24 protein-coding genes are annotated in these 25,866 nt (G+C 74.6%); 9 read left to right on the forward strand and 15 right to left on the reverse strand.

All coding sequences use genetic code 11. From position 1 onward, the window contains the following. Window positions 1-35 precede the first annotated feature (35 nt). The 8 genes from ABWI04_RS00325 to ABWI04_RS00360 all read right to left on the reverse strand — a co-directional run bounded on the left by ABWI04_RS00325 (window position 36) and on the right by ABWI04_RS00360 (window position 9,549). Complete coding sequence (locus tag ABWI04_RS00325; RefSeq protein WP_345175777.1) at window positions 36-1,751, reverse strand: GTPase family protein; 1,716 nt, start codon at window positions 1,749-1,751, stop codon at window positions 36-38. Beyond that, window positions 1,748-3,745, reverse strand: coding sequence for an AAA family ATPase (locus ABWI04_RS00330; RefSeq protein ID WP_353830957.1), 1,998 nt, complete (start codon window positions 3,743-3,745; stop codon window positions 1,748-1,750). The genes ABWI04_RS00325 and ABWI04_RS00330 overlap by 4 nt, the downstream gene beginning before the upstream one ends. Next, window positions 3,742-4,980, reverse strand: coding sequence for a uroporphyrinogen-III C-methyltransferase (cobA, locus tag ABWI04_RS00335; protein WP_353830958.1), 1,239 nt, complete (start codon window positions 4,978-4,980; stop codon window positions 3,742-3,744). The genes ABWI04_RS00330 and cobA overlap by 4 nt, the downstream gene beginning before the upstream one ends. A gap of 127 nt (window positions 4,981-5,107) precedes the next feature. Continuing rightward, the gene (gene cobT / locus ABWI04_RS00340) at window positions 5,108-6,187 is read right to left on the reverse strand and encodes a nicotinate-nucleotide--dimethylbenzimidazole phosphoribosyltransferase (protein WP_345175783.1); all 1,080 of its coding nucleotides are present in this window, start codon (window positions 6,185-6,187) and stop codon (window positions 5,108-5,110) included. Between the two features lie 17 nt (window positions 6,188-6,204). Then, complete coding sequence (cobC, locus tag ABWI04_RS00345; RefSeq protein ID WP_353830959.1) at window positions 6,205-7,230, reverse strand: Rv2231c family histidinol phosphate aminotransferase CobC; 1,026 nt, start codon at window positions 7,228-7,230, stop codon at window positions 6,205-6,207. Next, window positions 7,227-7,823 carry a precorrin-8X methylmutase gene (locus ABWI04_RS00350; RefSeq protein ID WP_345175786.1) on the reverse strand — a complete coding sequence of 199 codons (597 nt, stop codon included), beginning with the start codon at window positions 7,821-7,823 and terminating at the stop codon, window positions 7,227-7,229. Before ABWI04_RS00350 ends, cobC begins: the two co-directional genes overlap by 4 nt. After that, window positions 7,820-9,067, reverse strand: coding sequence for a precorrin-6y C5,15-methyltransferase (decarboxylating) subunit CbiE (cbiE, locus tag ABWI04_RS00355; protein WP_345175788.1), 1,248 nt, complete (start codon window positions 9,065-9,067; stop codon window positions 7,820-7,822). Before cbiE ends, ABWI04_RS00350 begins: the two co-directional genes overlap by 4 nt. Window positions 9,068-9,069: 2 nt before the next feature. Beyond that, a complete protein-coding gene (locus tag ABWI04_RS00360; protein WP_353830960.1) occupies window positions 9,070-9,549 on the reverse strand; it encodes a hypothetical protein in 480 nt (159 codons plus the stop codon). Window positions 9,550-9,681: 132 nt separating this feature from the next. Between ABWI04_RS00360 and ABWI04_RS00365 the strand changes: the two genes are divergently transcribed. After that, window positions 9,682-10,308 (forward strand): TetR/AcrR family transcriptional regulator, encoded by a 627-nt coding sequence (locus ABWI04_RS00365; RefSeq protein WP_345175792.1) that lies wholly within the window; start codon window positions 9,682-9,684, stop codon window positions 10,306-10,308. On the opposite strand, the gene ABWI04_RS00370 is transcribed toward ABWI04_RS00365, so the two are convergent. Further along, the gene (locus ABWI04_RS00370; protein ID WP_345175795.1) at window positions 10,305-10,817 is read right to left on the reverse strand and encodes an ATP-binding protein; all 513 of its coding nucleotides are present in this window, start codon (window positions 10,815-10,817) and stop codon (window positions 10,305-10,307) included. The genes ABWI04_RS00365 and ABWI04_RS00370 overlap by 4 nt on opposite strands. Before the next feature lie 202 nt (window positions 10,818-11,019). Here ABWI04_RS00370 and ABWI04_RS00375 point away from each other — a divergent pair, with 202 nt between their 5' ends. The 4 genes from ABWI04_RS00375 to ABWI04_RS00390 all read left to right on the forward strand — a co-directional run bounded on the left by ABWI04_RS00375 (window position 11,020) and on the right by ABWI04_RS00390 (window position 15,083). Further along, entirely contained in the window at window positions 11,020-11,865 is an 846-nt protein-coding gene (locus ABWI04_RS00375) for a helix-turn-helix domain-containing protein (RefSeq protein ID WP_345175797.1), read from the forward strand. Continuing rightward, complete coding sequence (locus ABWI04_RS00380) at window positions 11,862-12,062, forward strand: DUF397 domain-containing protein (protein WP_089309643.1); 201 nt, start codon at window positions 11,862-11,864, stop codon at window positions 12,060-12,062. The genes ABWI04_RS00375 and ABWI04_RS00380 overlap by 4 nt, the downstream gene beginning before the upstream one ends. Before the next feature lie 143 nt (window positions 12,063-12,205). Then, the gene (locus ABWI04_RS00385) at window positions 12,206-13,225 is read left to right on the forward strand and encodes an LLM class F420-dependent oxidoreductase (protein ID WP_345175801.1); all 1,020 of its coding nucleotides are present in this window, start codon (window positions 12,206-12,208) and stop codon (window positions 13,223-13,225) included. A 97-nt stretch (window positions 13,226-13,322) separates the two neighbouring features. After that, a complete protein-coding gene (locus ABWI04_RS00390; RefSeq protein WP_353830961.1) occupies window positions 13,323-15,083 on the forward strand; it encodes a thiamine pyrophosphate-dependent enzyme in 1,761 nt (586 codons plus the stop codon). 19 nt (window positions 15,084-15,102) lie between these two features. On the opposite strand, the gene ABWI04_RS00395 is transcribed toward ABWI04_RS00390, so the two are convergent. From ABWI04_RS00395 to ABWI04_RS00415, 5 genes are all read right to left on the reverse strand, one after another. Beyond that, a complete protein-coding gene (locus ABWI04_RS00395) occupies window positions 15,103-15,903 on the reverse strand; it encodes a methyltransferase domain-containing protein (RefSeq protein ID WP_353830962.1) in 801 nt (266 codons plus the stop codon). A 145-nt stretch (window positions 15,904-16,048) separates the two neighbouring features. Beyond that, entirely contained in the window at window positions 16,049-16,255 is a 207-nt protein-coding gene (locus ABWI04_RS00400; protein WP_345175807.1) for a hypothetical protein, read from the reverse strand. Window positions 16,256-16,431: 176 nt separating this feature from the next. After that, window positions 16,432-18,429 carry an ABC transporter permease family protein gene (locus tag ABWI04_RS00405; protein ID WP_353830963.1) on the reverse strand — a complete coding sequence of 666 codons (1,998 nt, stop codon included), beginning with the start codon at window positions 18,427-18,429 and terminating at the stop codon, window positions 16,432-16,434. After that, window positions 18,429-19,112 carry an ABC transporter ATP-binding protein gene (locus ABWI04_RS00410; RefSeq protein ID WP_345175812.1) on the reverse strand — a complete coding sequence of 228 codons (684 nt, stop codon included), beginning with the start codon at window positions 19,110-19,112 and terminating at the stop codon, window positions 18,429-18,431. Before ABWI04_RS00410 ends, ABWI04_RS00405 begins: the two co-directional genes overlap by 1 nt. Further along, the gene (locus ABWI04_RS00415; protein ID WP_353830964.1) at window positions 19,109-19,300 is read right to left on the reverse strand and encodes a hypothetical protein; all 192 of its coding nucleotides are present in this window, start codon (window positions 19,298-19,300) and stop codon (window positions 19,109-19,111) included. Before ABWI04_RS00415 ends, ABWI04_RS00410 begins: the two co-directional genes overlap by 4 nt. Before the next feature lie 119 nt (window positions 19,301-19,419). On the opposite strand from ABWI04_RS00415, the gene ABWI04_RS00420 reads away from it, so the two are divergent. From ABWI04_RS00420 to ABWI04_RS00435, 4 genes are all read left to right on the forward strand, one after another. After that, a complete protein-coding gene (locus ABWI04_RS00420; protein WP_345175815.1) occupies window positions 19,420-20,613 on the forward strand; it encodes a sensor histidine kinase in 1,194 nt (397 codons plus the stop codon). Window positions 20,614-20,639: 26 nt separating this feature from the next. Continuing rightward, window positions 20,640-21,287, forward strand: coding sequence for a response regulator (locus ABWI04_RS00425; RefSeq protein ID WP_345175817.1), 648 nt, complete (start codon window positions 20,640-20,642; stop codon window positions 21,285-21,287). A gap of 72 nt (window positions 21,288-21,359) precedes the next feature. Beyond that, window positions 21,360-21,707: a hypothetical protein gene (locus tag ABWI04_RS00430; protein ID WP_353830965.1), complete on the forward strand. Its 348-nt coding sequence runs from the start codon at window positions 21,360-21,362 to the stop codon at window positions 21,705-21,707. A gap of 96 nt (window positions 21,708-21,803) precedes the next feature. Further along, window positions 21,804-22,478, forward strand: coding sequence for a DUF4328 domain-containing protein (locus tag ABWI04_RS00435; protein ID WP_345175819.1), 675 nt, complete (start codon window positions 21,804-21,806; stop codon window positions 22,476-22,478). Between the two features lie 24 nt (window positions 22,479-22,502). On the opposite strand, the gene ABWI04_RS00440 is transcribed toward ABWI04_RS00435, so the two are convergent. Next, on the reverse strand, window positions 22,503-25,865 hold the full coding sequence (locus ABWI04_RS00440) for a DNA polymerase III subunit alpha (RefSeq protein WP_353830966.1): 3,363 nt from the start codon (window positions 25,863-25,865) through the stop codon (window positions 22,503-22,505). Window position 25,866: the final 1 nt, after the last annotated feature.

Genomic DNA, 25,866 nt, shown 5'->3' on the forward strand with positions numbered 1-25,866 from the left:
AGGGCGGCGCCCGCGGTCGCGGAACTGTGGATAACTCAGCCGCGGCCGAGGGCGACGTCGACGTCCCGGCGGAAGCGGGCGTAGACCTCCAGGTCCTCCTCGATGGGGACGATCACCTTCTCGCGGGCGACGCGCTCGATGCCCTGGCGCATGTGCTGCTCCATCTTCTCGCCGTGCCTGGCGGACGACAGCGCGACCATGTTGCGGCACGCGGACGCGGTGAGCCAGCCCATGCCGAGCGTGCAGACGACCAGGATGGCGACGTAGGGGATCAGGCCCGCCTGGCCGATGAGGCCGTCCGGGTCGTCGCCGCCGAGGTCGAGCAGGCCGTAGGCGACGAGGAAGCCGATCCACACGACGCTGAGGGCGGCGACCAGGACGAGGAAGTACTGCCAGGTCTTGACCAGCCACCACCAGCGCGGCACCACGTTGAACGTGGGCAGGGCCTCCTTGAGGGACTCGCCGAGCGCCTCGGGGATCTCGGCGGCGTGGGAGCGGGCCGCGGCGCGGACGGAGCGGCCCCAGTGCGGCGGAAGCTCGGCGGTGACGCCCTCGGCGACGTTCTGGAGGGCGTTGTCCACGTCGCCCTGCTGGGCGCCGATCGGCCCGGTGAAGGCGTTGCGCAGTTCCTCGCGGAGCTCGGTGAGGCGCATCCGGCGCAGCGGGTCCGAGCGCAGCCGGGTGACCATGGCGGTGACGGGCCAGCCGATGAAGTCGGCGGCGCGCAGCTCGTAGGCGCTCTCCATGGCCTCGGCGACGGCGGGCGCGCCCGCGGCGTCGGTGAGGGACTGCAGGAGCTCGGCCTTGCGGCCGTCGTCGACCGTGACGGGCGGTTCGGCGTCGAAGCGGTAGGCGGTGAACCGCTCGGCGGCGCGGTCGACGTCGGCCGTCAGCCGCTCGGTGCGGGCCCGGCGGGCGGCGACGGTCTCGACGAGGGTGTCGCGGAAGCCGTGCACGCCGTCCTCGGCGACCGCGGAGGTGGTGACGATCCGCGGGTCGGCGAGCCCCTCGGCCTCCAGCAGGCGGCGCAGGTCGGCGACGCAGTCGTCGATCTCGTGGGGGGCGAGCCGGTCGACCTGGTTGAGGACGATCAGGGTGACGCCGGCGTGCCGGGCGAACGGGACGATGTAGTTGCGGTGCAGGGCGGCGTCGGCGTACTTCTGCGGGTCGACGACCCAGACCAGCAGGTCGGCGATGGTGACGAACCGGTCGACCTCGGCGCGGTGCATCGCCTGGATCGAGTCGTGGTCGGGCAGGTCGATCAGGACGAGGCCCTGCAGGGTGGCTTCGGCGCGCTCCAGGTCGAGGGCGCTGGCGCGGGCGTAGCGGTGGCGCTTGTCGACGTCGAGCCAGTCGAGGAGGGGGCCCGCGCCGTCCAGCCCCCAGACGCACGCGTGGGCCTTCGACGTCATCGGGCGGCGCATCCCGGTGGGCGACAGTTCGAGCCCGCAGATGGCGTTGAACAGGGAGGACTTGCCGCTGCCCGTGCCGCCCGCGAGGGTGACGACGGTGTGGTCGCCCGACAGCCGCAGCCGCTGGCCGGCGCGCCGCAGCAGCGCTCCGGCGTCGTCCAGGACGGGCTGGTCGAGCCGTCCGAGGCCGGCCTGGACGAGCCGGTCGAGCCCGTCGAGGCGCTCGACGAGTCCGGGCGGGCCGGCGGGCTCGGCGGGGGGAGCGGCTTCGGGCATGCCGGGGAGCGGGGTCTCGCCGGTTCCCGCCGTGGAGTTCGCGGGGATGGCCGAGGTGGTCATCGGGCAACCTCGAGGTTGTAGGTGGCCTGGTACAGCTGGACGGGGACGGTCTCGTCGGGGATGCCGGCGGAGTCGAGCACCTGCCCGAAGCGGATGGCCTCCTCGTCGAACAGCATCCCGATGCGGCTGCGCAGGTCGGCGCGGGCCTTGGCGCCCATGCCGCGCAGGGACTCGGCGCCGAACAGGGCCTTCAGCAGCCGCTGCGGGACGGCGCTGTTGCCGCCCTCCACGGCCACGTCGGACGTCCCGTACCCGAGCAGGCCGATCGTCAGGACGAGCGAGACCGCCTCGGTGTCGAACGAGACCAGCTTCGCGACGGAGCGCTTGGTGACGCCCTGGGTGCGGATCAGCTCCTGGACGTGGTCCTGCCAGGCGCTGACGGCCCGGGTGACGCGCCGCGACAGCTCCGGGGAGACGTGCCCGAGGCCGGCGTCGGCGCCGGCGAGCACCTGGGCGCCCGCCGGGTGCTCGCGCCAGCGGGCCATGACCTGCTCCGCGCCGTGCTCGGCGGACGCCATGATGAGCGATTCGAGGCCGCTGCGCAGCGCCGCCTTGAGGGCGCGGACGCGGGCCGGGCTGCGGTGGCGGCGGCTGGCGGCGCGGCCGCGCCGGGATCGCTGGACGTGCAGGGCGCGCAGCAGGTCGCCGGTGCCGGCGAAGTCCTGCCAGCGGGCCAGCACCTCGCCGCGCAGCAGCGAGCCGTTGCGGGTGGCCTCGTCCAGTTCGGCGAGGGCGGTGCCGTACCCGGCCTCGACCTCCCTGGCCAGCTCGGTGCGCCGCTCGACCTGCGCCTCGACCTGCCGGGCGAGCTCGGGGACGCGGGTGCGGAAGCTGTCCAGGACGGCGGCGAGGGTGTCGCTGACGACGATCTCGCGGTCCTCGGTGTCCTCGGCGACGCCGGTCAGCCAGTCGCGGATGTCCTCGACGGTCTCCTCGGGGAGGCGGCTCTCCTCGATCCGGGTCTCGGGGATGGTGAAGCGGCGCGCGTCGCCGACCTCGTGCTCGTCCAGCATCTCGGCGAAGTGCTCGACGATCTCGCCGCCGCCGGCGCCCGCGCCCTGCGGGACGCGCGACAGCACGACGCCGATCGTGGCGCCGTTCTCCTTGGCGCGCTGGAGCATCTGCCAGACCTGGGCGTCGGCGTAGCGGGCGGCGGTGGTGACGCACAGCCACAGGTCGGCGGCGGCCATCAGCTTGGTCGCGAACTCGTAGTGGTCTTCGAAGACGGAGTCGAAGTCGGGGCTGTCGAGGAGGGCGAGGCCGGGCGGCAGGACGTCGCTGGCGATGATGACCAGCTGGTCGCCCGCGATGGCGTCGGGCGCGGGGCCGCGGACCCGTCCCATGCCGGGCAGCATCGGCCCCTCCATGAACCACCGGACGTGGTCGGGGTGGCAGACGAGGATCGGGCTGCTGGTGGTGGGGCGCAGCACGCCGGTCGCGCTGACGCGGGCGCCGACGAGCGTGTTGACCAGGGTGGACTTGCCCGCGCCGGTGGAGCCGCCGAGCACCACGAGCATGGGGGCGCCGGACGCCTGGACGCGCGGCAGGACGTAGTCGACGAGCTGGGCGCGCAGTTCGTCGCGGGCCTCGCGGGCCTGTTCGACGCCGGGGACGTCCAGCAGGAGGTCGAACGCGCCGAGCTGTTCGCGCAGCGCGGTCAGGGCGCGGACCAGCTCGGCGCGGTTGACGGTCGCCCCGGCCTTGGGGGCGCGGCGCCGTCCGCGCCTGGGCCTGGCCTCGGCCTTCTCGCCGCTACCGGCCTCGTCGTCGGCCGCCTCGCCTTCGGGCGCCGCGTCGTCGTCGGCAGCGCCCTTCTCGGAGGTCTGCTTCCCGGCCGCCGCGCCGGGGCCTTCCGGGTCCTTCCCGGACGCGTCCTCGCCGCCCGTGGTCTCGCCGGACGCCGCGGCCTCGTCGGGGGCGGGCTCGCCGGCCCGGCCCGAGCCGGCGCCGGCCTCCTCGTCGTGGACCGTGCTCTGCTCTGCGGGGGGTGTCACGGATCCCGTCCCAAGTCCGCTCGAATCATGTCGATCTCTCGTGCCACGTTGACCACGTCGCCCACGACCACGATCGCCGGGGGCCGGACATCTCCGGCGGCCATCTCGTCGGCCACCGTGCCCAGCGTCGCCGTCAGCGCCCGCTGGCCGGGAAGGGTGCCGTCCTGCACCACGGCCACCGGCGTTCCGGACGACCGACCATAGCGCATGAGGGCCGCCGCGATGAGCGCCATCCGCTCCACCGCCATGAGCAGGACGATCGTGCCGTTCGCGCGGGCCAGCGCCTCCCAGTCGACGGTCGAGTCGGGGTGCCCGGGAGGGACGTGGGCGGAGACGACGTGGAACTCCTGCGCGACGCCCCGGTGGGTGACCGGGATGCCCGCGGCCGACGGAACGGCGACCGCGCTGGTGATGCCGGGGACGACCGTGACGGGGACGCCGTGGCGGGCGCAGTACAGGGCCTCCTCGCCGCCGCGCCCGAACACGAACGGGTCGCCGCCCTTGAGCCGGACGACGAAGCGGCCCCGCCGCGCGTGCTCGACCAGGGACTCGTTGATGCGGTCCTGGGTGACCGTCCGGCCGTAGGGGATCTTGGCGGCGTCGATGACCTCGACGTCGGCGGCGAGCTCGTCCAGCAGCCCGCCGGGGGCGAGGCGGTCGGCGACGACGACGTCGGCCATGGCGAGCAGCTGCCGCCCGCGCACGGTGATCAGGCCCGGGTCGCCCGGACCGCCGCCGACGAGCGCGACGCCCGCGGGCTTGCTCCGGGAGTGCCGGGACTCCAGGGCGCCGTCGCGCAGGCCCTCCACCACCGCGTCGCGGATGCCGGCGGCGCGGCGCGGGTCGCCGCCGAGCAGCACCCCGACGGTGGCGTCGCCCGCGTGCCCGCTGGCGGGCGTCCAGGCCGGGGAGGACTCGGCGTCGTCGGCCCGGACGGACCAGATGCGCGCGGCGTCGGCCTCCGCCACCACGTCGCCGTTGACCTTGGCGTCGTCGGTGACGGCCTGCACCAGCCAGGCGCCCGCGCAGTCGCCGCGCCGGTAGCCCCGCCGGTGCCAGGTGATCCGGCCGCGCTCGGCGAGGCCCTCCAGGGTGGCGGTGACCGCGGGGGACACGAGGACCACCTCGGCGCCCGCGTCCAGCAGGGCGGGCACGCGGCGCTGGGCGACCCGCCCTCCGCCGACGACGAGGACGCGTCGCCCGCCGAGTCGCAGGCCTAGCAGGTACGGGGGCACGGTGGATCTCTCGGACGCGGGTGGCGGACGCTCTCTTTGTGGAACAAAGGTACTCGGCTCGGGGAGTCCGTGGAGAGGGGCCTCGCCCGTTCGATAGCCGAGCGTGACTTCTTCCGTGATCGCGTCGTTACGGCCGCCCGGCGCCCTTCTCGCTCACCCCGGCGGAGTCGAACGTGGCGACCTCGCGCAGGACCCGCGCCGCGCCCTGGACCAGTGGCAGCGCCAGGAGGGCGCCGGTCCCCTCGCCGAGCCGCAGCTCCAGGTCGACCAGCGGCCGCAGGCCGAGGAACTCGACGGCGGCGCCGTGGCCGGGCTCGGCGGAGCGGTGCCCGGCGACGCACGCGCCGAGGGCGTCCGGGCACAGCGCGGCGGCGGCCAGGGCGGCCGCTCCGGCGATCACGCCGTCGAGGACGACGGGGACGCGCAGGGCCGCCGCGCCGAGGACGAACCCGGCGATCGCCGCGTGCTCCAGCCCGCCGACCGCCGCGAGGACCTCCATCGGCGGCCGGCCGTGCCCTTCCCGCAGGCCGTGCCGGTCGAGGGCGGCGCGCACCACCTCGACCTTGTGGGCGTGGGTGGCGTCGTCGATGCCGGTCCCCCGGCCGGTGACCCGCTCGGGCGGCAGGCCGGTGAACGCGGCGATCAGCGCGGCGGACGCGGTGGTGTTGGCGATCCCCATGTCGCCGGTGAGCAGGCACCGGGCGCCCTGCCCGTGGAGGTCACGGGCGATCTCGATCCCCGTCTCGACGGCGCGCCGGGCCTGCCCGGCGGTCATCGCGGGCCCGGCCGTCATGTCGGCGGTGCCCGGCGCGATCTTGCGCTGGAGCAGGCCGGGGGCCTCCTCCAGCTCGGCGGCGACGCCGATGTCGACGACCGTGACGGCTGCGCCGACCTGGGCGGCGAACGCGTTGACGACGGCGCCGCCCGCCAGGAAGTTGGCCACCATCTGCGCCGTGACCTCCTGCGGCCACGGGGTGACGCCCTGGGCGTGGACGCCGTGGTCGGCGGCGAACACGGCGACGGCGGCGGGCTCGGGCAGGGGCGGCGGGCACTGCCCGGCGAGCCCGGCGAGACGGACCGACACCTCCTCCAGGACGCCGAGGGACCCGGGCGGCTTGGTGAGCCGGGCCTGCAGGTCGCGGGCGTCCCGTACGGCCGTCTCGTCCAGGGGGGCGATGGAGGCGACGGTCTCCTCGATCAGGTTCATGGTGTCCTTTCGGGGGGTCAGATGCCCAGCTCGCCGAGCACGTCCAGGAGCCGGTCGTTGGACGGACGGTCGCGCACGGCGATCCGCAGCCAGTCTGGGCCGAGCCCTGGGAAGGTGTCTCCGCGCCTGACGGCGTAGCCGCGCTGCCTGAGCAGGGCCCTGATGCCCAGGGCGTCCGGCAGGCGGACGCACACGAACGACGCGCGCGCTTCCGGCACGACGTACAGGCCCCGTGCCGACAGCTCCGCGGCCAGCCGGTCGCGTTCGGCGGCGAGCTCGACGGCCCACGCCTCGCCCTCGGCGACGGCCTCGGGGGTGGAGCACGCCTCGACGGCGGCGAGCGCGGGCGTGGACACCGCCCACAGCGGCTGCGCCTCCGCCAGCCGTCCGATCAGGTGGGGGTCGGCCAGGACGTACCCGGCGCGGAGCCCCGCGAGCCCCCACGTCTTGGTCAGGGAGCGGATCACCACCACTCCGGGGGGCAGCCGGGCGGCGAGGCTCTCCGGTTCTCCCGGGACGCAGTCCATGAACGCCTCGTCGACCACGACCGTCCGTCCGGGGGCGGCCAGGGCGGCGAGCGCGGCGGCCGGGTGCAGGACCGAGGTCGGGTTGGTCGGATTGCCGATCACGACGAGGTCGGCGCCGTCCGGGACCGCCCGCGGGCCGAGGGTGAAGTCGCCCTCCAGGATCACCCGCTCCACCTCGTGCCCGGCGGCCCGCAGCGCCGCCTCCGGCTCGGTGAACTGGGGGTGCACCACCACGGCGCGGCGCGGGGTGAGCACCCGCGCGAGCAGCACGAACGCCTCCGCGGCCCCGGCGGTGAGCAGCACCTCCTCGACGGACCTGCCGTGCCGTGCGGCGACCGCCTTGCGGGCCGGGCGGGGGTCGGGGTAGGCGGCGAGGTCGTCGACGGACGCGCGGATCCGCTCGGCCAGCCACGCGGGGGGCGTGCCGGTGCGGACGTTCACGGCGAAGTCGGCGAGGCCGTCGCCGACCTCGGTGTCGCCGTGGTGGCGCAGGTCGATCTCGGCGGGCCCGGTCACGGCCGCTCCGCCTCGTGGTAGAGCAGCGCGTTGACGGCGGCGGCCGCGACCGCCGACCCGCCCTTCTCCGAGACGTTGCTGAGCTGCGGCAGCCCGCTCGCGCGCAGGGCCTCCTTGGCCTCGCAGGCGCCGACGAATCCGACCGGCATCCCGATCACCAGGGCGGGGCTCACCCGGCGGGCGATGATCTCGAAGACGGCCTCGGGCGCGGAGCCGACCACCCAGACCGCCCCCGGCCCCACCTCCGAGTACGACAGCCGGACGGCCGCGGCCGACCGGGTGATGCCGGCGGCGCGCGCCATCCGGGCGGCGGCCGGGTCGGCGGCGTGGCAGACCGCCTCGCGGGCGCTGATCCCGGCGGCGGCCATGCCCTCGTCGGTGACGATCGGCGCCCCGGCGCGCAGCGCGGCCCAGCCCTGGGCGAGGGACTCCTCGGTGGTCACCAGGTCCACCGCGTACTCCAGGTCGGCGGTGGCGTGGATGACCCGCTCGGCCACCGCCCGCCACAGCGGCGGCATCGGGGACAGGTCGACGCGGGACCGGAGGACCTCATACGAGCGCACCTCGATCGGGTGGGGCCGGCGGACGGTCAACTGCGCTCCTCCACAACTCCGGGCAACGCGGGGATGGTCTCGACGGGGCGGCCCGTCCGGGACGGCCGCTCCGCGGGGGTGCGGGCGTCGCGCTCGCCCCAGACGACGATCACTGGCTCCGGGGCCTCGCCCCGCGGGGTCAGCGGGGCGGCCTGGAGCCGGACGGCGTCGGCGGCGAAGCCCTGCCCGCCCAGTTCGTCCAGTATGGCCTGAGCCTCGCCGGCCGTGGCGAGCACGACGATCCGGGACGGCCGGAGCCCCGCGCAGACCCGCACGGCCTCCGGCCCGCCGCGGCCGAGGAAGACGGCGTCGGGCCGCGGAAGGTGCTCGGCGCTGGACCGGACGTCGCCCGACGCCATCGCGACCTTGACCCCGTGCAGGCGGACGTTCTCCCGCACCCGGGCGCACGCGGAGTGGTCGCGGTCGACGGCGACGACGGCGGCGCCGAAGCGGGCGCACTCGATGCCGACCGAGCCGTCGCCGGACTCCACGTCCCACACCATGTCGCCCACCCTCGGGCCGAGCTTGGCCAGGACGAAGGCGCGCACCTCGGGGCGCGGGCCGGGTCCGTCGCCGAAGGCCTCCGCCGGGAGCGCCCATCCGGCGGGGGCGGGCACGGGCCCGGACACCCAGCTCGCTTCTCCCAGCGCGTGGCGGTTGTCCAGGACGAGCACGACCTCGGGGTCGTTCCATGGGCGGGTGGTCGCCTCCGCTGGGCGGACGTAGACGATCCGCTCCTTGGGCCCGCCCAGGTCTTCGCAGACCACGAACGAGCGCGGCGTGACGGGGAACAGCGCCCGCGCCAGTTCGGACGGTCCTGCCCCCGGCTCCGTCAGGACGGCCACTTTCGGGTGGGCGCGGCATGCGTTGACGGCCTGTCTCAGGTGCCCGTCCTTGGCGGAGACGACCAGAGCGTCGTCCCAGGGCAGTCCTGCTTGGGCGAAAGCACGCGCCACCAGGGTCGTCGCGGGGAACGTCTCTGGCGCGTGGCCCTGTTCGAGCAGTTCGCGGACGACTCCGAAGTAGCCGGGGTCGCCGTTCACGACGAGGACGACGTCCTCCTTGGAGACATCGACGCCTTCCAGTGCCTCGGCGAACTCCGTGGTGGCGACCGTGCGCGCGTCCGTCGCCATGGGCAGCCCGTCCAGGTGAGCTGGGGCTCCTATGACCAGCGTGGCACTTTCCAGGGCCGCCTTGGCCTCTTCCGAGAGGGGCGTTCCGTCGCGGCCGACGACCGTCAGCATCGCTATCGGGCCATCCGCCCGTACATGCCGACCATGCGCTCCCCCGCCGCGTCCAGGAGCACCACCTGGGCCGCGACCGGGCTGGCCGCGGCCCCCGACGCCTCGGCGGCGAGGCGTTCGAGGCCCCCGGCCGTCCTGCGGCACAGCTCGCGCCCGCAGGGGCCGAGCTTGCCCGCGGCCTCCCACAGCCCGTAGACGTCCCGGACGGCCGGGGCCTGCGCCACCCGGCCGGCCAGGGAGGGACCGCAGTCCATGTCCAGCGTGATCGATTCCAGCAGGCCCGCGGCGCCGCCGAGGAAGGCGGCCTGGTCCTCCATGCGGGCGACCAGGACGACCTGTGCGAGCCCGTCCTCGACCGCCTCCCGCAGCCGGTCGGCGGCGATCGGGCCGAAGCACCCGTCGGGCAGGTTCGGCAGCATCCGGCGCGCGGCCTCCCGAGCGCCGTCCCCGTACATCACGAGCGTCTTCTCCGCAGCGGTCACCTGTGCCGTCCCTCCTGGTCGTCGGCGACGAGCCTCCCGGAGGCGCCGCCGGCGCGGCGCCACGGCACGCCGACGAGCGGCGGATCGGTCGCGGCCGCACGGCGCCGGCCGCCCACAGAATAGGCTGTCGCGGTGAGCTACCAGCGCCTGTCCCCGGACGAGCGGCGCGCCCAGATCCTGGACGTCGCGCGGCGGATGTTCACCGAGCTGCCGTACGCCGAGGTGTCCACGGCCGCGATCGCGCGGGAGACCGGCGTGCAGCGCGGCCTGATCCACTACTACTTCGGGACGAAGCGGGAGCTGTTCCTCAAGGTCGTCCAGGGGCTGACGGCCTCGGCCGCGATGCAGGCCCCGCCGCCGGACGAGCGGCTGGCGCTGCCCGAGGCGGTCGACCTGCTCGTCAACCTGTTCCTCGACACCGCCGAGCGCAACGCGACCACGTGGTTCGCCGCGCTCGACGCCGAGGGGTTCGGGCAGGACCCCGAACTCCTGCGCATCGTCAACCGGTTCCGGGACGAGACGGTCGAGCACATGTTGGCCGTGCTGCGCGTGGCCGAGCCGACCGAGACGCTGCGGGCCGTGCTGCGCGCCTACTCCGGGCTCGCGGACGCGGCGACGCGCCAGTGGCTCCAGGAGAAGACCCTCGACCGCGACCAGGTGCGCACGCTGCTCACCCGGTCGCTGCTCGCGCTGGTCAGCGACATCGGCCCCGCCCTGGAGAAGCCCCGGGAGGACCGGCCGCGGGCCGGCGCGGGCTAGCCGCGAGGCGTCTCGACGGTCCCCGGGACGGCGAACCAGACGGCCTTGCCGCGGACGGGCGGCCCGAGGCGGGAGAGGGTCCGCCGCAGGCCCCAGCGTCCGAGGGACAGCTCGTGGACGATGCTGAGCCCGCGCCCGCAGTCGCCGGACGTCCAGGAGTACCCGGGCAGGCCGACGTCGCCGTAGGTGTCGAAGACGGCGCACCGCAGTTCGCCCGCCGTCCCGTCGCCCATGTAGAGCCACAGCTCGTGCGGGCCGTGCTCGCCGGCGTGCTGGTGGGCGTTGGTGGCCAGCTCGCTCACCATGAGCCGGGCGTCGTCCGCCCCGGTGGGCGGGACGCCGAGGGAGGCGAGGGCGTCGCGCAGGACGCGGCGGGCGTACCCGGCGCCTCCGGGGCCGCCCGGCAGGGCCCACACCCAGCCGGGCACGCCGTCGCGCCGGGCCGGGTCGCGGCCCGCCATGGCGTGGGCCATGGTCTCCGCCGTCAGATCGGCTGGCGTGGTCTTCACGGTTCCTCCCGCGGTACTGGTGCGAATGCGAAGGGCGGGCGGGGCGACCGGTCGTCACTCTCGGTTGACGACCGATCACGGATCCAAGAGTCTCCTGAGATTCTCACAAACGCAACACCCTTCCCGGAATTGCTCTGACCTTCCTGCCGGGTTCGTCAATCGCGTTGTGACGGGCGCCGGGAGTGATAAAGACTCCACTCCCATGACCTACCGCCCCACCGTCCGTGGCCGACGACTCGCCAGGGAGCTCCGCAAGCTGCGCGAGGAGCAGGGCCTGACACTGCAGGAAGTGGCGGACCGGCTCGACTGGTCGAGAGCCACCGTCTCCCGCCTGGAAACCAGCCAGACCCGCCCCAAACCCGGCGACATCGCCGACATCCTCGACCTCTACGGCGTGCCGAGCCCGGACCGCGACGCGCTCATCACCCTGGCCCGGCAGGCCGGGCAGCGCGGCTGGTGGACCGCCTACCAGGACGTCTTCGCCGGCAGCTATGTCGCGCTGGAGGACGAGGCCTCCCACATCCGCACCTGGGACCCGCAGCTCGTGCACGGCCTGCTGCAGACCGAGGACTACTCCCGCGCGGTGATCACCGCGGGCCGGCTGCTGCCCTCGGACGAGGAGATCGAGCGCCGCATCGCCGCCCGCAAGATCCGCCAGGCGCTGCTGGACCGCGCCGACGCGCCGCGCCTGGAGGTGATCTTCGATGAGGCGGTGCTGCACCGCCCGATCGGCGGCGAGGAGGTGATGCGGGCCCAGCTGAACGTCCTCGCCACCGCCGCGGAGATCCGCCCATCCGTGACCATCCAGGTACTCCCCTACACAGCAGCGGCGCATGCGGGCTTGGACGGACGTTTCACCATATTGTCGTATCCGGACCCGGCAGACCCCGATATCGCCTACGTCGAGGGCACTATGGGCGACGTTTACCTCGAGAGCGCCGAGGAAATAGCAAAACATAGGGATCGCTTCGAACGCATCGCGAAGCGAGCCCTGTCCCCCGAGGAGTCCGCGCACCTCATAGCCAAGGCAGCAAGGAGCAGCCTGTGACCCACCTCCAGCGCGAACTCACCCTGGCCGTCTGGCGCAAGTCGTCCCGCAGCGGAAGCGGAGACCAGTGCGTCGAGATGGCGGCCCTGTCCAGCGACCTGCGCGCGGTGCGCGACTCGAAAGACCCCTCCGGGCCGGCCCTGGTGCTGACGCCGGCCGCCTGGCGGGGCCTGCTGGACGGGATCAAGGAGAGCTAGCGACCGGTCGACGGGGCCGCGGCGAGGTTCGCCGCGGCCCCGTCGCCGTACCTCCCCCGGTCCCGCGCCCTCCCCGGCGCCCCTTCCGAGAAAATAGAACGTGTTCTAGTATCGCCGGTGCGTCGACTACCGGAGGGTGCAACGTGACCGCGGAACTCAAGCTCGGCATCAACGTCGGCTACTGGCAGCGCGACCCCGACGACCAGACCGAGACGGTCCTGGCCGCCGAGCGCTGCGGCTACGACTCGGTGTTCACGGCCGAGGCGTACGGCTCGGACGCGTTCACCACGCTGGCCTGGTACGGCGCCCGCACGTCCCGGATCAAGCTGGGCACGGCCGTCGTCCAGATGTCGGCGCGGACCCCCGCGGCCACCGCGATGCACGCGCTCACCCTGGACGCGCTGTCGGGCGGGCGCGTGATCCTCGGCCTCGGCGCGTCCGGCCCCCAGGTCGTGGAGGGCTGGTACGGGCAGCCGTTCCCGAAGCCGCTCGCCCGCACCCGCGAGTACCTCGACATCGTCCGGCAGGTGTGGCGCCGCGAGGAGCCGGTGACCAGCGAGGGCCCGCACTACCCGCTGCCGTACCCCGGCGGGTCGGGCCTCGGCAAGCCGCTGAAGTCGATCGCCCACCCCGTGCGCCCGGAGATCCCCGTCTACCTGGGCGCGGAGGGCCCGAAGAACGTCGCGCTGTCGGCCGAGGTCGCGCAGGGCTGGCTGCCGCTGTTCGTCGACCCCGAGCAGATCGAGCCCGTCTTCGGCGGGTCGCTGGCCGGGCGCCCGGAGGGCTTCGAGATCGCCGCGACCGTCACCACGATCGTCACCGACGACCTGGCGTCCGCGCTGGAGTTCGCCAAGATCCCGCTCGCCTTCTACATCGGCGGGATGGGCGCCAAGGACCGCAACTTCCACCTCGACCTGATCGGCCGGCTCGGCTACGCGGAGGAGGCGGCACGCGTCCAGGAGCTGTTCCTGAGCGGCCGCCGGGACGAGGCGATCAAGGCCGTCCCGGACGCGCTGGCCGACGCGATCTCGCTCCTCGGCCCGCTCGGGCGGATCAAGGAGAGGCTGCGGCTGTGGCGCGACAGCCCGGTCACCACCCTGCTGATCGCCGGGGTGAGGGACGAGCCGACGCTGCGCGCCGTCAAGGAGATGGCCGACTCCTGAGAGACCGACGACACATCATCGCGCGGAATGGAGGTAGGGACCCGGGTGCTGCACGGTAGGCACCCAGGAAAGACGCAGACTGGAGATGGGACGCACGATGTCCACGCAGGACGCCGCCCGGCTTCTCGTCAGGACCCTGGAGGCGGAGGGCGTCGAGTACGTCTTCGGCATCCCGGGTGAGGAGAACATCCATTTCGTCGACGCGCTGAACGACTCGCCGATCCGCTACGTCCTCGTCCGGCACGAGCAGGGCGCCGCGTTCATGGCGGAGATCTACGGCCGCCTCACCGGGAAGGCGGGCGTGGCCTCCGCCACGCTCGGCCCGGGAGCGATCAACCTCCAGCTCGGCGTCGCGGACGCCACCACCAACAGCACGCCCGTCGTCGCGATCTCCGCCCAGGTCGGCCTGGACCGGATCTACAAGGAGTCGCACCAGATCGTCGACCTGGTGTCCCTGTTCCGCCCGATCACCAAGTGGTCGGAGCTGGCCCCGCGGGCGGAGGCGCTGCCCGAGATGGTGCGCAAGGCGTTCAAGACGGCGCAGACCGAGCGCCCCGGCGCCGTCTACCTGGCGATCCCGGAGGACGTCGAGTCGGCCGAGGTCTCCGCCGACCTCGGGCCGCTGCCGGTGAACGTCGTGCGCCCGCAGGAGCCGTCCGCGGCCCAGATCGCCCGCGCCGCCGACGTGATCGCGCTCGCGCGGCAGCCGATCGTGCTGGCGGGCCACGGCGCCGCCCGGGCCCGCGCGAGCGACGCCCTCGTGTACTTCTCCGAGCGCCTCGGCCTGCCGGTCGCCACCACCTTCAACGGCAAGGGCGTCTTCCCCGACGACCACCGCAACGCCCTCGGCGCGGTCGGCTTCATGCGCCACGACCACGTCAACTTCGGCTTCGACGAGGCGGACGTGCTGATCGCCGTCGGCTACGAGCTGCAGGAGTTCGACCCCGTCAAGGTCAACCCGAACGCGGACAAGAAGATCATCCACATCCATCAGTCGCCCGCCGAGGTGGACGACCACTACCCGGTCGAGGTCGGCATCCAGGGGGACGTGTCCCGGTCGCTGCGCGCCCTCGCCGACTCGGTCCACCGCCGCTTCGACGTGAACGCGACGGACCGTCCTCCAGCCCCCGCCCACCACCATCCAGCGGACGAGCTCCGCTCGACAGACCGTCCTCCAGCCCCCGCCCACCACCATTCAACGGACGAGCTCCGCTCGACAGGCCAGAAGATCCGTCGGATGCTCCAGGAGGAGCTGGCCGAGGGCGCGACCGAAGACGGCTACCCGCTCTCCCCCCGCCGCATCGTCGCCGACGTCCGCGCCGCGATGCGCCGCGGCGACATCGTCCTGGCCGACACCGGCGCGGTGAAGATGTGGATGGCCCGCTTGTATCCGACCTACGAGCCGAACACGCTGCTGGTCTCCAACGGCCTGTCCTCGATGGGCTTCTCCGTCCCCGGCGCGATCGCCGCCAAGCTCGCGCACCCGGACCGCAGGGTCCTGGCGGCGACGGGGGACGGCGCGTTCCTGATGAACTCCCAGGAGCTGGAGACGGCCGTCCGCGAGAACATCCCCATCACCGTCCTGATCTGGGACGACTCCGCCTACGGGCTGATCGAGTGGAAGATGGACCTCGACCTCGGGCGCAGCTCCAACATCAGGTTCGGCAACCCCGACTTCGTCCGGTACGCCGAGAGCTTCGGCGCCCGCGGCTACCGCGTCGAGTCGGCCGCCGAGCTGCTGCCCACGCTGCGCAAGGCCCTCGCCGAGGACGCGGTCTCCGTCATCGCCGTCCCGGTCGACTACTCCCACAACCTGGCGCTGACCGACAAGCTCGGCGACCTCACCGGCCCGTTCTGACGCCGCGCGGCGCGGCCGCTCAGGCGCGGCAGACGATCTCGCCGTGGGTGACGGAGTACCAGCCGTCCTCGGCCGCCGCCCACGCCTTCCAGCCCTCGTAGACGCGCTGGAGCTCGGCGCGGGTGGCGTGGCCTCCGGCGACGGCGTGCTCGGCGACGGACGACCTGACCAGGCGGCCGCCCCAGGACTCGCTCCACCATTCGCGCTCCTGCGGGGTGGCGTAGCACCAGGCCGACGCGGACGCGGTGACGTCGGTGAATCCGGCGGCGCGCGCCCAGGAGACGAGGCGGCGGCCGGCGTCGGGCTCGCCGCCGTTGCCGCGCGCGACCTTGTAGTAGATCGGCAGCCAGGCGTCCATGCCCGGCGGGTCCGGGTACCAGGCCATGGTGCCGAAGTCGGCCTCGCGCACGGCGACGATCCCCCCGGGCTTCGCCACGCGGCGCATCTCCCGCAGCGCCTGGACGGGATCGCCGACGTGCTGCAGGACCTGGTGCGCGTGGACGACGTCGAACGTGCCGTCGGGATGCTCCAGGCCGTGGACGTCGGCCACCGCGAACTCGACGTTGTCCAGCGAGGCGGTGTTCCTGCGGGCCTCGTCCAGCACGGTCTCGGCCGAGTCGGCGGCGACCACGCGGCCCGGCGCGACGCGTTCGGCGATCCCCGCGGTGATGGTGCCCGGCCCGCAGCCGACGTCCAGGACCGACAGCCCGGGGCTCAGGTGCTCGTTCAGGTGGGCGGCGGAGTTCTCGACCGTGCGCCACTGGTGCGCGCTCAGGACGCTCTCGTGGTGGCCATGGGTGTAGGTCGCCTTCGCGGTCATAGGGGATCACCTCTCTGTGTCCGGCGTCCCTCCACCGTACGACCGCTTCTCAGAATTTGAGAAATGTGTATCAACATGCGAGACGCGGAGGCATGAGAAAAGGGATCGGGGCATCGGCCCCGATCCCTTTCCGGGTGGGTGTGCGTCAGGCCGCCACGGCGACGCGGCGGACGGGCAGGGGCTGCGGACGCATCGGCAGGGCCTCGACCGCCGCGAGCGGGGGCGCGGTCTCGGCGTAGCCGTTCAGCGTCGCATGGGAGAGCTCGGTGAGCCACGGCTCCACGACGGTCCGCTCGGCGGGCCCGTCAAGCCGCGGCTGGGTGAGATGGAACGTGCCGGTCGCTGCGCTCACTGCCAACGCCCCTTCCTTCGCCCGGTGGGGCCGCGCCTGTGCGAGCGCCACCGTCTGTCACATACCCCTAGGTACGTCGTTGAAAGCGATCTGGTTCGACATCTGTTCCCGATGTCTTCCGAATCACAAGGTCAACGCTACGCGGAGGGTCTGACATTCTCGAACCCTTATTCGATCTAGTCGGGGCGCGGGGAAGGGCCCGCGGTCACGGAGCGCAACAGCGGACGGCTCAGCGCGCTCGCGCCGAGGACGCCGCCGAAGCCGAGGACGACGAACCCCGCGAGCCCGGCCAGGCCGGAGAGCCCGACCCCCTGGGCGAACGGCAGCCCGAAGAGGATGCCGGTCAGCAGCGAGCCGCCGCCCATCACGGCGAGCGGGATCAGCGTCTCCTGGCGGCGCGCCCGGTCCAGGACGGACAGGGGCGTGCCCGCCAGGCGCAGCATCGCGTACGTCCGCCTGCGGTCCAGGACGGCGGACGCCCCGGTGATCCCCGCGCTGGTGATCCCCACCAGGAACGAGACGGCGAGGACGACCAGCGCGCCGGTGCGCAGGTCGGCCACCAGGAAGTCGCCGGTCACCTCGTCGTCGGCCGGCGTCGTGGCGACCCTGCCCGGGACGAGCCCGGTCAGCGCCGTGCGGGCCCGGTCGACCGCGGCGGGCCCGCCGCGGACGGTGACCGTCACGACGCCGGTCGCGGCGGCGCGGGCGCCGGGGGCGGGCGGGACGTTCCCGGTCTCGATCCGGCGCACCGACACTCCCGCGTCGAGACCGGCGAGCCTGCCCTCCGCCCGTTCGGCGACGGCGGCGGACCGCTCGTACGGGACGGCCAGTCTCAGCTCGTCCCGCGGCTCACCGGCGGACGGGTGCGCGTTCAGCAGGGCGAGGAACCCGGCGACGAAGCCGGTCAGCGCGACGCCGGCGACCGTCCGCCAGGCCGAGCGCGGGTCGTCCACGAGGCGGCGCCCGGCCAGCAGCCGGGCCGGGCCGCGCGCCGTCCCTACCGCCACGCGGCCGATGATCGCCACCACCCACGGGCCCGCGAAGTTGATCGCGAGGAAGGCCAGGACGAGGAAGACCATCAGGACGATCACGCCCGCCCGGCCCATGTCGACCAGGCCGCGGCCCACCGCCCCGAACGCGGTCACGACGGCGAGCAGCGCGACGATCCGGACGGCCCGCATGCCGGGCGGGGTCTCGCGGCGCGCGACGCCGAGCGGGCTGACGACCACGCGGCGCAGGCCGGCGACGGCGCTGGCGCCGACGAGCACGGGCACCGCCAGGAGCAGGCCCACGAGGACGGGCGGGCTCGGCCACAGCTCACCGGCGAACCAGCCGCCGCCCGCGATCGTGACCCGGGTGAGCGGCGGGACCGCCGCCGCGTAGAGCACGAGCCCGGCCGCCGCGCCCGCGGCGGCCGTCAGCACGGCCTCGGTCACGGTGATCGCGACGACCTGGCCGGGAGTGGCGCCGACCAGCCGCAGCGCCGCGAGCCTGCCGTCGCGGCGGGCCACGGTGAGCCGGGCCGCGGCGCCGCCGAACACCAGCAGCGGAACGACCATCAGCACCGACGCCAGGCCCGCCAGCAGCAGGTAGACGCCCGCCGACCAGGACGCGCCGGTCGCGAACCGGTCGACGCGCGACGGGCCGCCGGTCGTCCCGAGGTGGTCGGCGGCGCCCCGGCGGGCGGTCATGGCGGGATCGTCCGGGGCGCGCCCGACCACCGCGACGAGCTCTCCGGGATGGACGAGCGCGTCGCGTCCGAGGGTCCCCGCCCGGGACGGGAACCGCTGGGCGAGCCGGTCGGCGGGCAGGTCCCGCATCAGGCGGGCCAGAGCGGGCGACGTCCACACCTCGCCCGGCTCCGGGAAGCGGGGCATGCCGGGCGGGACGGGAGCGTCGCCCTCCAGCGCGGCCAGGTCGACGACCGTGATCGGCCTGCCTCGGACGTAGTCGGTCGACAGCGCCTCGATCATGGAGGGGTTCGCGGCCGGCCTCCCCGGATGCCGCCAGGCGTCGGCGTGCGCGCGCTGGAGGAACGCGTGGTCGGCGCCCACCGCGAACAGCAGGAGCCCCGTCGAGACGGCCACGGCGGCGAGGGTCAGGAGCGATCCCAGCATGTCGTTCCGGCCGCCGCCCCGCAGCAGGCGCCAGGAGAGTTCCACCGCCGTGCGCATCAGGCCGTCCTCTCCAGGGGCGGCCGGACGCGGCCGTCGCGGACCTCCACGACGCGGTCGCACCAGGCCGCCACCGAAGGGTCGTGGGTGACGACGACCAGGGACGCGCCGTTGTGCTTGGTGGCGTCCACGAGCAGCCGCATGGTCTCGTGGCCGGTCGCCTGGTCGAGCGCGCCGGTCGGCTCGTCGGCGAACACGACGGCCGGGAGGGGCACGAGCGCGCGGGCGATCGCGACGCGCTGCGCCTGGCCGCCCGACAGCTCGCCCGGGCGCCGGTGCTCCAGCCCGTCCAGCCCGAGCGGCCCGAACCAGTCCCGCGCCGCCCGCACCGCCTCCCGCCTCGGCGTCCCGTTCAGCATCAGCGGCAGCGCGACGTTCTCCACCGCGGGCAGCTCGGGGAGCAGCTGCCCGAACTGGAACACGAAGCCGAACCGGCTCCGGCGCAGCGCGCTGCGGGGGCGCTCGCCGAGCGTGTCGATCCGCCGGCCGAGCAGGTGCACCTCCCCCGCGTCCGGCTTCAGGATCCCGGCGAGGCAGTGCAGCAGCGTCGACTTGCCCGACCCGGACGGGCCCATGATCGCGACGGCCTCGGCGCGGCCCGCGGCCAGGTCGACGCCGTCCAGCGCGACGGCCGTCCCGAACCGCTTCACCAGCCCGCGGCCGGACAGGACGGGCTCGCTCACGCCGCCTCCTCCCGCTCTCCCACCGCGGACGGCCCGCCGGCCGGGCGCAGATCCAGGACGTTGTCGGGCGGACGGGTGCGGCGGCGGTCGCGGACGGACTCGGCGATCTCCATGGCGGGCATCACGACGCCGCCGTAGACCACGAACGCGGCGAACACGGCGGCGAGGGGAACGTAGATCAGGTACATGCCCCCAGCCTGCGCCGCGCCGCCGCCCCGCCGCATCGGACGCGAAGCCGGTACCGGGGGCGCCGGATCGGCCGAATGGCCGATCCGGGGATCCGCATCGGGTCGTACGCTGCTTGAACGTGAGCGACGTTGGGGCACGTCTGGACCGCATCCATTCGGTGGGCGGCTGCCTGGTGCGCGCGGCGTACGCCGGGTTCGCGTCCCTGTACCTGCTGGGGTGCACGGCCGCCGCGTTCCGGGACCCCTCCGCCCTGTGGATGGTGTTCGTCGCGCTGGTGGCCAACGTCGCGGCGGTCTCCGGTCGCGGCCTCCTGGTGTGGGCGGCCGGGGCGGGGGCGCTGTCGGTGCTCAGCACCCTCTGCCTCGGCGCGGTGGTGCGGCCCGCGGCCGGCGCCCCGAGCCTTTTCGCGGAGATCGGCGGCCTGCTGATCATCCTCGCGCGGGTGGTGTGGAAGGCCCGCCGCGACCGGCTCGTCCCGGTCGCGGTGCTGCTCGCCGCGGCGGTCCTGGCGACCCCGCTGCGCTGGTCGCTGATCGCGGCGGCCCTGTTCACCGCGCCGCTCGGCATCACCGTGGCGGTCGCGCTCGGCGTCGGCCTCTACCTGCGGGCGCTGGACGCGCGGCGGGCCAGGTCGCTGGCCTCGGCGCGCCGGGACGAGCGGCTGGAGCTGGCCCGCGACCTGCACGACTTCGTCGCCCACCACGTGACCGGCATCGTCGTCCAGGCGCAGGCGGCGCGGTTCACGGCCCGGTCCGGCGCCGCGCAGACGCAGGAGCAGCTAGACCGGATGCTCGGCGAGATCGAGAAGGCCGGCACCGAGGCGCTCACGTCGATGCGGCGCATGGTCGGGCTGCTGCGCGACGCCCAGAACGTCAACGCCCCGGACGGGGACGCCCTCCCGGACGGCGGCTCCAGCACCCGTCCCGTCGGCGACCTCGAACGGCTCAGGGATCTCGTCGAGGGGTTCGCCCACCCGCCCGCCGCGCTCACGCTGGAGCCCGGCCTCGGCACGCTGCCGCCGGAGGTCGCGGCGTCGGCGCACCGCGTCGTCCAGGAGGCGCTGACCAACGTCCGCAAGCACGCCGCCGACGCCGCGTCCGTGCGGGTCACGCTGGCGCGGGTCGGAGCCGACGTCGAGATCGCCGTGCGGGACGACGGGCGGGGGCGTGGCGGCCGGCGGCTGCCGTCCGGCGGGTTCGGGCTCACCGGGCTGGGCGAGCGGGTCGGCGCGCTCGGCGGGCGGCTGCACGCGGGCCCGCGCCCCGAGGGCGGGTGGGAGGTCGTCGCACGCCTCCCCGTATCGGACGGATGACCGGGGATGCTGACACAATCGGCAAGGTGACCATCCGCGTACTGATCGCCGACGACCAGGAGATGGTCCGGACCGGGTTCCGGATGATCGTCGACTCGCAGCCGGACATGCAGGTCGTCGGGGAGGCCGCCGACGGCGCCGAGGCCGTCGCGCTGGCCCGCCGCCTGCGCCCGCAGGTGTGCCTGTTCGACATCCGGATGCCGCGGATGGACGGGCTGGAGGCGACCCGCGCCCTCGCCGGCCCGGGCGTCCCCGACCCGCCCCGCATCGTGATCGTCACGACGTTCGACATGGACGAGTACGTCTACGGGGCGCTGCGCGGCGGCGCGGTCGGGTTCCTGCTGAAGGACAGCGGGCCCGCGCTGCTGGTGGAGGCCGTCCGCGCGGCGGCGAACGGCGGGTCGCTGGTGTCGCCGTCCGTCACCGTCCGGCTGCTGGAGCACCTGGCCAGGCGGCCCGCGCGCCCCGTCCAGCCGCGCGAGCCGCTCACCGAGCGGGAGCTGGACGTGGTCCGGCTCGTGGCGCGCGGCCGGACGAACGAGGAGATCGCCGCGGAGCTGTACGTGTCGCTCTCCACGGTCAAGACGCACCTCGGCAGCGTCAACCGCAAGCTGGAGACGCGGAACCGGGTCGCGACGGCGGCGTGGGCCTGGGAGTCGGGCCTGATGACCTGACGGGCCCGGCAGGGGAACGCAGACGGGGGAAGCGCGGAAGACGGGGGAGGCTCGGCACTGGCACCGGAGTCGATGAACGGACTGCCCGTGACGGTCCTGGTCGTGTGGGTGCTGTGCGCCGCGGGCTGGGGCGCCGTCCTGCTGGCCCTGCGGCGCGGCATGCGCGGACCGTCGAGGGGGCCCGCCCTGTTCGCGCACACCGTGACCCCGGCGGGGACCGTCCTGCTCTTCTCGCTGATCGGTCTCGGGTCGCTGTACGCGAGCATCGCGCTGGCCGCCGAGTGGTGGGCGCTGCTGGCGGTGACCCGGTTCCGTCCCGAGCGGCTGCTGTCCACAGGTGGCCTCGGGCGCCTCGCCGCCTGGGCGGCCGTCACCGCGGCCGCGACGTGCGCGGTCACCCGGCTCGTGCTCCCCATGTGACGATCTTGTAAGGGCCCGAACTCCCGTTGGGCCGCGCCGGTCAAACGTACGTAGTATCCAAAACAGCCAACAGCAAAGGCCCTGGGGAGGTGGATCATGCCGTGTGCGCTGTGCGGCGACATCATCCCGACCGAGGTCGACCGGTGCCCGGCCTGCGGCGCGTGGGCGCGGCGCCGCGACTTCCGGGCCGTCGGCGTGGCGGTGTTCATGCTGCTCGGCTTCAACGCGTTCGTGGCCCTCGGCTCGGGGATCAGCCTGCTCAGGCTGGCGCAGCCGCTGCACGGCGCGACCCACGACAGCTATGACGCCGCCGCCACCGGCAAGGCCCTCGCCCCCTACGGGGACGTGTTCACGATCGGCGCGATCATGGCCGGGGTCACCGGCCTGCTGTACCTGACCTGGCTGTGGCGGGCGTTCCACCAGTCCCCCGGGCCGCACCGCCACCACCGCGCCTGGGTGCTGCTCGGCTGGTTCCTCCCGGTCGTCAACCTGTGGCTGCCGCCCCGGATGGTCTACGAGGTGTGGGTGAACAGCGGCCGGTACCGGACGGCCGAGCGCCAGGCCGCCGGGCTCGTCGTCGGGGGCTGGTGGGGCTGCGCCCTGCTCGGCCTGGTCCTCGGGCGCGTGTTCACGCACGGCAGCGTCGAGACGCTCGCCGACGCCCGCCTCGACGTGCACGTCGGCGTCGCGGCGGCCGCCTTCCAGGCCCTCGCCGCCGCCCTGTGCATGGCGACCGTCTTCCAGATCACCCGGATCCAGATCACCCGGTGACCCGCCCGGACCGGGCCGCGCGGGTCAGGCGGGCGGGGGGCCGGAGCTTCCCTGGCTGGTGTGCCAGAGGGGTGTTCTCGGCGGGCGCTTGATGGCCGGCCCCGCGTGCCCGATGTCGGAGTAGGGCGACATCGCGAACCCCGTGGGCTGGACGACGCGGCGGCCCACCGGGCGGCTCCGGCCGGACGGGCCCGCCATGGCCGCGCGGACGGCGTCGGGGCCGCCGCGGCGCCACTCCTCGTGCAGGGCGTTCAGGTCCCAGCAGGCGTTCGCGGTGATCGAGACGGCGCGCTCCCCGGCGCGGCGGAGCCGCCCCCGGGCGACGAGCAGCCAGGAGCCGAACACGGTGGCGGCGCACCTGTCCTGCACCGACTCGAAGAACGTGAGGTCGACCGGGCCGGTCGCGTCGTCCAGCGTGGCGAAGATGACGCGCTGCCCCGACCTGACCGCCGGGGTCTGCGTCGCCACCTTGACCCCGGCGACCAGGACCTCGCTCTTGTCCGGACGCCCCGGCAGGTCGGCGGCGCTGACGACGCCGAGCCCGGCGAGCAGCCCGGCGTAGAAGGTCATGACGTGCCGGCTCACGTCCATGCCGAGGATGTCGAGCTCCGCCTCGACCACCTCGGCGGGCGTCATCGGCGGCAGCCCGCCCGCCGGGATCTCCTCCTCCGGCCCCGTCTCCGCACCCGCCGGAATCTCGTCGCCGTCCTCGCGGCCGAGGGGGAGCTGGCCCTCCGGGACGTGCGCGGGACGGGCGGTGACCCGGTCGAGGGCGCCGACGCGGCACAGCAGGTCGCGGCGCGGGACGCCCTCGTGGAGGGCGTCGAACGCGCCCGCCAGGACCAGCCGTTCGGCGATCGGGCGCGACACCCGGGCGCGGCGCCAGAAGTCGGTCAGCGACCGGTACGGCCGGGCCTCGGCGATCCTGCCGATCTCGGCGTCGGAGATGCCCCTGACCTCGCTCAGCGCCACCCGGATCCCGGCCCGGCCGACCGCGGGGACGGGTTCGGCGCGCCAGTCGGCCTCCGAGCGGTTGACGTCCAGCGGGAGGATCGGGACGCCGAAGTGCCGGGCGTCGTCGAGGATGACCCGCTTGGGGTACATGCCGGGGTCGTGGGTGAGGACGCCGGCGTAGAAGGCGGCCGTGTGGTGCCGCTTCAGCCAGGCCGACTGGTAGGTGGGCAGCGCGAACGACGCGGCGTGGGCCTTGCAGAAGCCGAACGCGCCGAACGCGGTCAGCATCCGCCACACGCGCTCGACCGTCGCCCCGTCGTACCCGCGCGCCAGCGCCCGCTCGCGGAACCAGGCGCCGACCACGGCCTGGCCCCGCTCGTGGTTCAGGCTCCGCCGCGCCGCCTCCGCCCTGGACAGGCCGCAGCCGGTCATCACGTCGATGACGCGCAGCACCTGCTCGTGGAAGACGACCACGCCGAGGCTCTCCCGCAGCGCGGGTTCGAGGTCGGGATGCGGGTAGCCGGGCTCCCGCTTCCCGGCGCGGGCCTCCAGGAACGGCGTCACCATGTCGGAGTTGACCGGGCCGGGGCGGAACAGCGAGATGTCGATGACCAGGTCGTCCATGTCGCGGGGCTGGAGCCGTCCGATCAGCTCCCGCTGGCCGGGCGACTCGATCTGGAAGCAGCCGAGCGTCCGGGACGTGCGCACCAGCGCGTACGTCTCGGGGTCGTCGCGCGGGACGTCCTCCAGCGCGATCTCCTCCCCCGTCACCCGGGCGACCTCCGCCACCGCGTGCGCCATCGCCGACTGCATCCGGACGCCGATCACGTCGAGCTTGAGCAGCCCCATCGCCTCGACGTCGTCCTTGTCGAACTGGCTCATCGGGAACCCCACGGCGGCGCGCTCGACCGGAACCCGGTCCCGCAGGCCCGGGTTCGACAGCAGGACGCCGCACGGGTGCATGGCGATGTGGCGGGGCAGCCCGTCCAGGCGCTCGGCGATCCGGAACAGCACCTCCAGGCGGCCCGCCGCCAGGTTGCTCTGCCGGAGCTCGGGCAGGTCGTCCAGGGCCGCGCGGATCTGGTTCGCCCGGATCCGCGGGAACGCCTTGGCGATCGCGTCGATCTCGTGCGGCGGGAGCCCGACGGCGTTGCCGACGTCGCGCAGCGCGCTGCGCGCACGGTAGGTCTCCATCATCGACACGCACGCCGTGGCGTCGGCGCCGAACCGGTCGAACAGCGCCTGGTAGGCCTCCAGCCGGCGGGCCGACTCCACGTCCAGGTCGATGTCGGGCAGGCCCTCGCGGCTGTCGGCGAGGAACCGCTCCATCACCAGGTCGTGCCGCAGCGGGTCCAGGTCGCCGATGCCGACCAGGTAGTTGACCAGGCTGCCCGCGCCCGAGCCGCGGATCGCGCAGCGGATGCCGCGCGCCCTGATCAGCGCGGCGGCGTCGGCGACGGTGAGGAAGTACGGCGCCAGGCCCTTGCGCCCGATCACGCCGAGCTCCTGGTCGAGCCGGGCCGCCGCCTCGCGCGACCCGGCGAGCCCGCGCCGCGCCATCCCCTCCGCGCACCGGGCGGCGAGCCGGGCGTGCGGGTCGCCCTCGACGGCCGGCAGGTGGACCTCGTCCGTGCCGAGGTCGCGGCCGGGATCGAGGACGCAGCGCTCCGACAGCCGCCGGGTGGCCGCGAGCAGCGCGTCGGCCTCGTCCGGGCCGCAGCTCCGCTCCGCGACCCGGCGCATCTCGGGGATCGACTTCAGGTACGCCTGGCCGGTGCGGTCGTCCAGGTGCCGCCGGTCGAGCGGGACCAGGCGGCGCGTCACGTCCAGGACCTGCGCGACCGGGTGGTCGGACGGGTCCAGGTAGCGGACGGCGTTGCCCAGGACGGCGGGCGCCCCGGCCTCGCGGGCGAGCGCGAGCATCCGCGCCGCCCGGGGCCCGTCGCCCCTGTCGCGGTGGTCGACGATCTCGATCATGGTCTCGGCCGCGGCGCGCCACGCCGCGAGCCGGGCCGCCGCCACGTCCGGGCGGCGCCCGGTGAGGGCCCGGCCGACGTCCGAGGCCGGGCCGAGCAGGACGATGAGGCCCTCGGCGTGCGCGGCGACCATCTCCCTGGTCACCAGCGGGCGGCCGCGGTCGCCCGCCGCGTGCGCCGCCGTCACCAGCCGGCACAGCGACCGCCACCCGGCGCGGCCCTCGGCGAGGACGACCACGCGCTCCTCCCCGGTGGAGGCGACCCTGAGATCGGCGCCGACGACGGCGCCGATCCCCGCGTCGGCGCACGCCCGGACGTGCCGGACGGCGCCGTACAGGCCGTCGCGGTCGGTCAGCGCCAGCGTCTCCATGCCGAGGACCGCCGCGCGCTCCGCCAGCGCCGCGGGCGGCGCGACGCCGAACCGGAGCGAATAGGACGAAGCGACATGAATATGCACG

Origin of the sequence: Actinomadura sp. NPDC000929 (genome assembly GCF_040492065.1) — a bacterium.
GTDB classification, from domain to species: domain Bacteria; phylum Actinomycetota; class Actinomycetes; order Streptosporangiales; family Streptosporangiaceae; genus Spirillospora; species Spirillospora verrucosospora.

What these genes read in the sequence shown, in the direction of transcription:
- ABWI04_RS00325 (WP_345175777.1), bottom strand. Translation starts at nt 1,751, where the DNA reads ATGACCACCTCGGCCATCCCCGCGAACTCCACGGCGGGAACCGGCGAG.
- cobT (WP_345175783.1), bottom strand. Translation starts at nt 6,187, where the DNA reads ATGAACCTGATCGAGGAGACCGTCGCCTCCATCGCCCCCCTGGACGAG.
- cbiE (WP_345175788.1), bottom strand. Translation starts at nt 9,067, where the DNA reads ATGCTGACGGTCGTCGGCCGCGACGGAACGCCCCTCTCGGAAGAGGCC.
- ABWI04_RS00375 (WP_345175797.1), top strand. Translation starts at nt 11,020, where the DNA reads ATGACCTACCGCCCCACCGTCCGTGGCCGACGACTCGCCAGGGAGCTC.
- ABWI04_RS00390 (WP_353830961.1), top strand. Translation starts at nt 13,323, where the DNA reads ATGTCCACGCAGGACGCCGCCCGGCTTCTCGTCAGGACCCTGGAGGCG.
- ABWI04_RS00395 (WP_353830962.1), bottom strand. Translation starts at nt 15,903, where the DNA reads ATGACCGCGAAGGCGACCTACACCCATGGCCACCACGAGAGCGTCCTG.
- ABWI04_RS00405 (WP_353830963.1), bottom strand. Translation starts at nt 18,429, where the DNA reads ATGCGCACGGCGGTGGAACTCTCCTGGCGCCTGCTGCGGGGCGGCGGC.
- ABWI04_RS00415 (WP_353830964.1), bottom strand. Translation starts at nt 19,300, where the DNA reads ATGTACCTGATCTACGTTCCCCTCGCCGCCGTGTTCGCCGCGTTCGTG.
- ABWI04_RS00430 (WP_353830965.1), top strand. Translation starts at nt 21,360, where the DNA reads ATGAACGGACTGCCCGTGACGGTCCTGGTCGTGTGGGTGCTGTGCGCC.
- ABWI04_RS00435 (WP_345175819.1), top strand. Translation starts at nt 21,804, where the DNA reads ATGCCGTGTGCGCTGTGCGGCGACATCATCCCGACCGAGGTCGACCGG.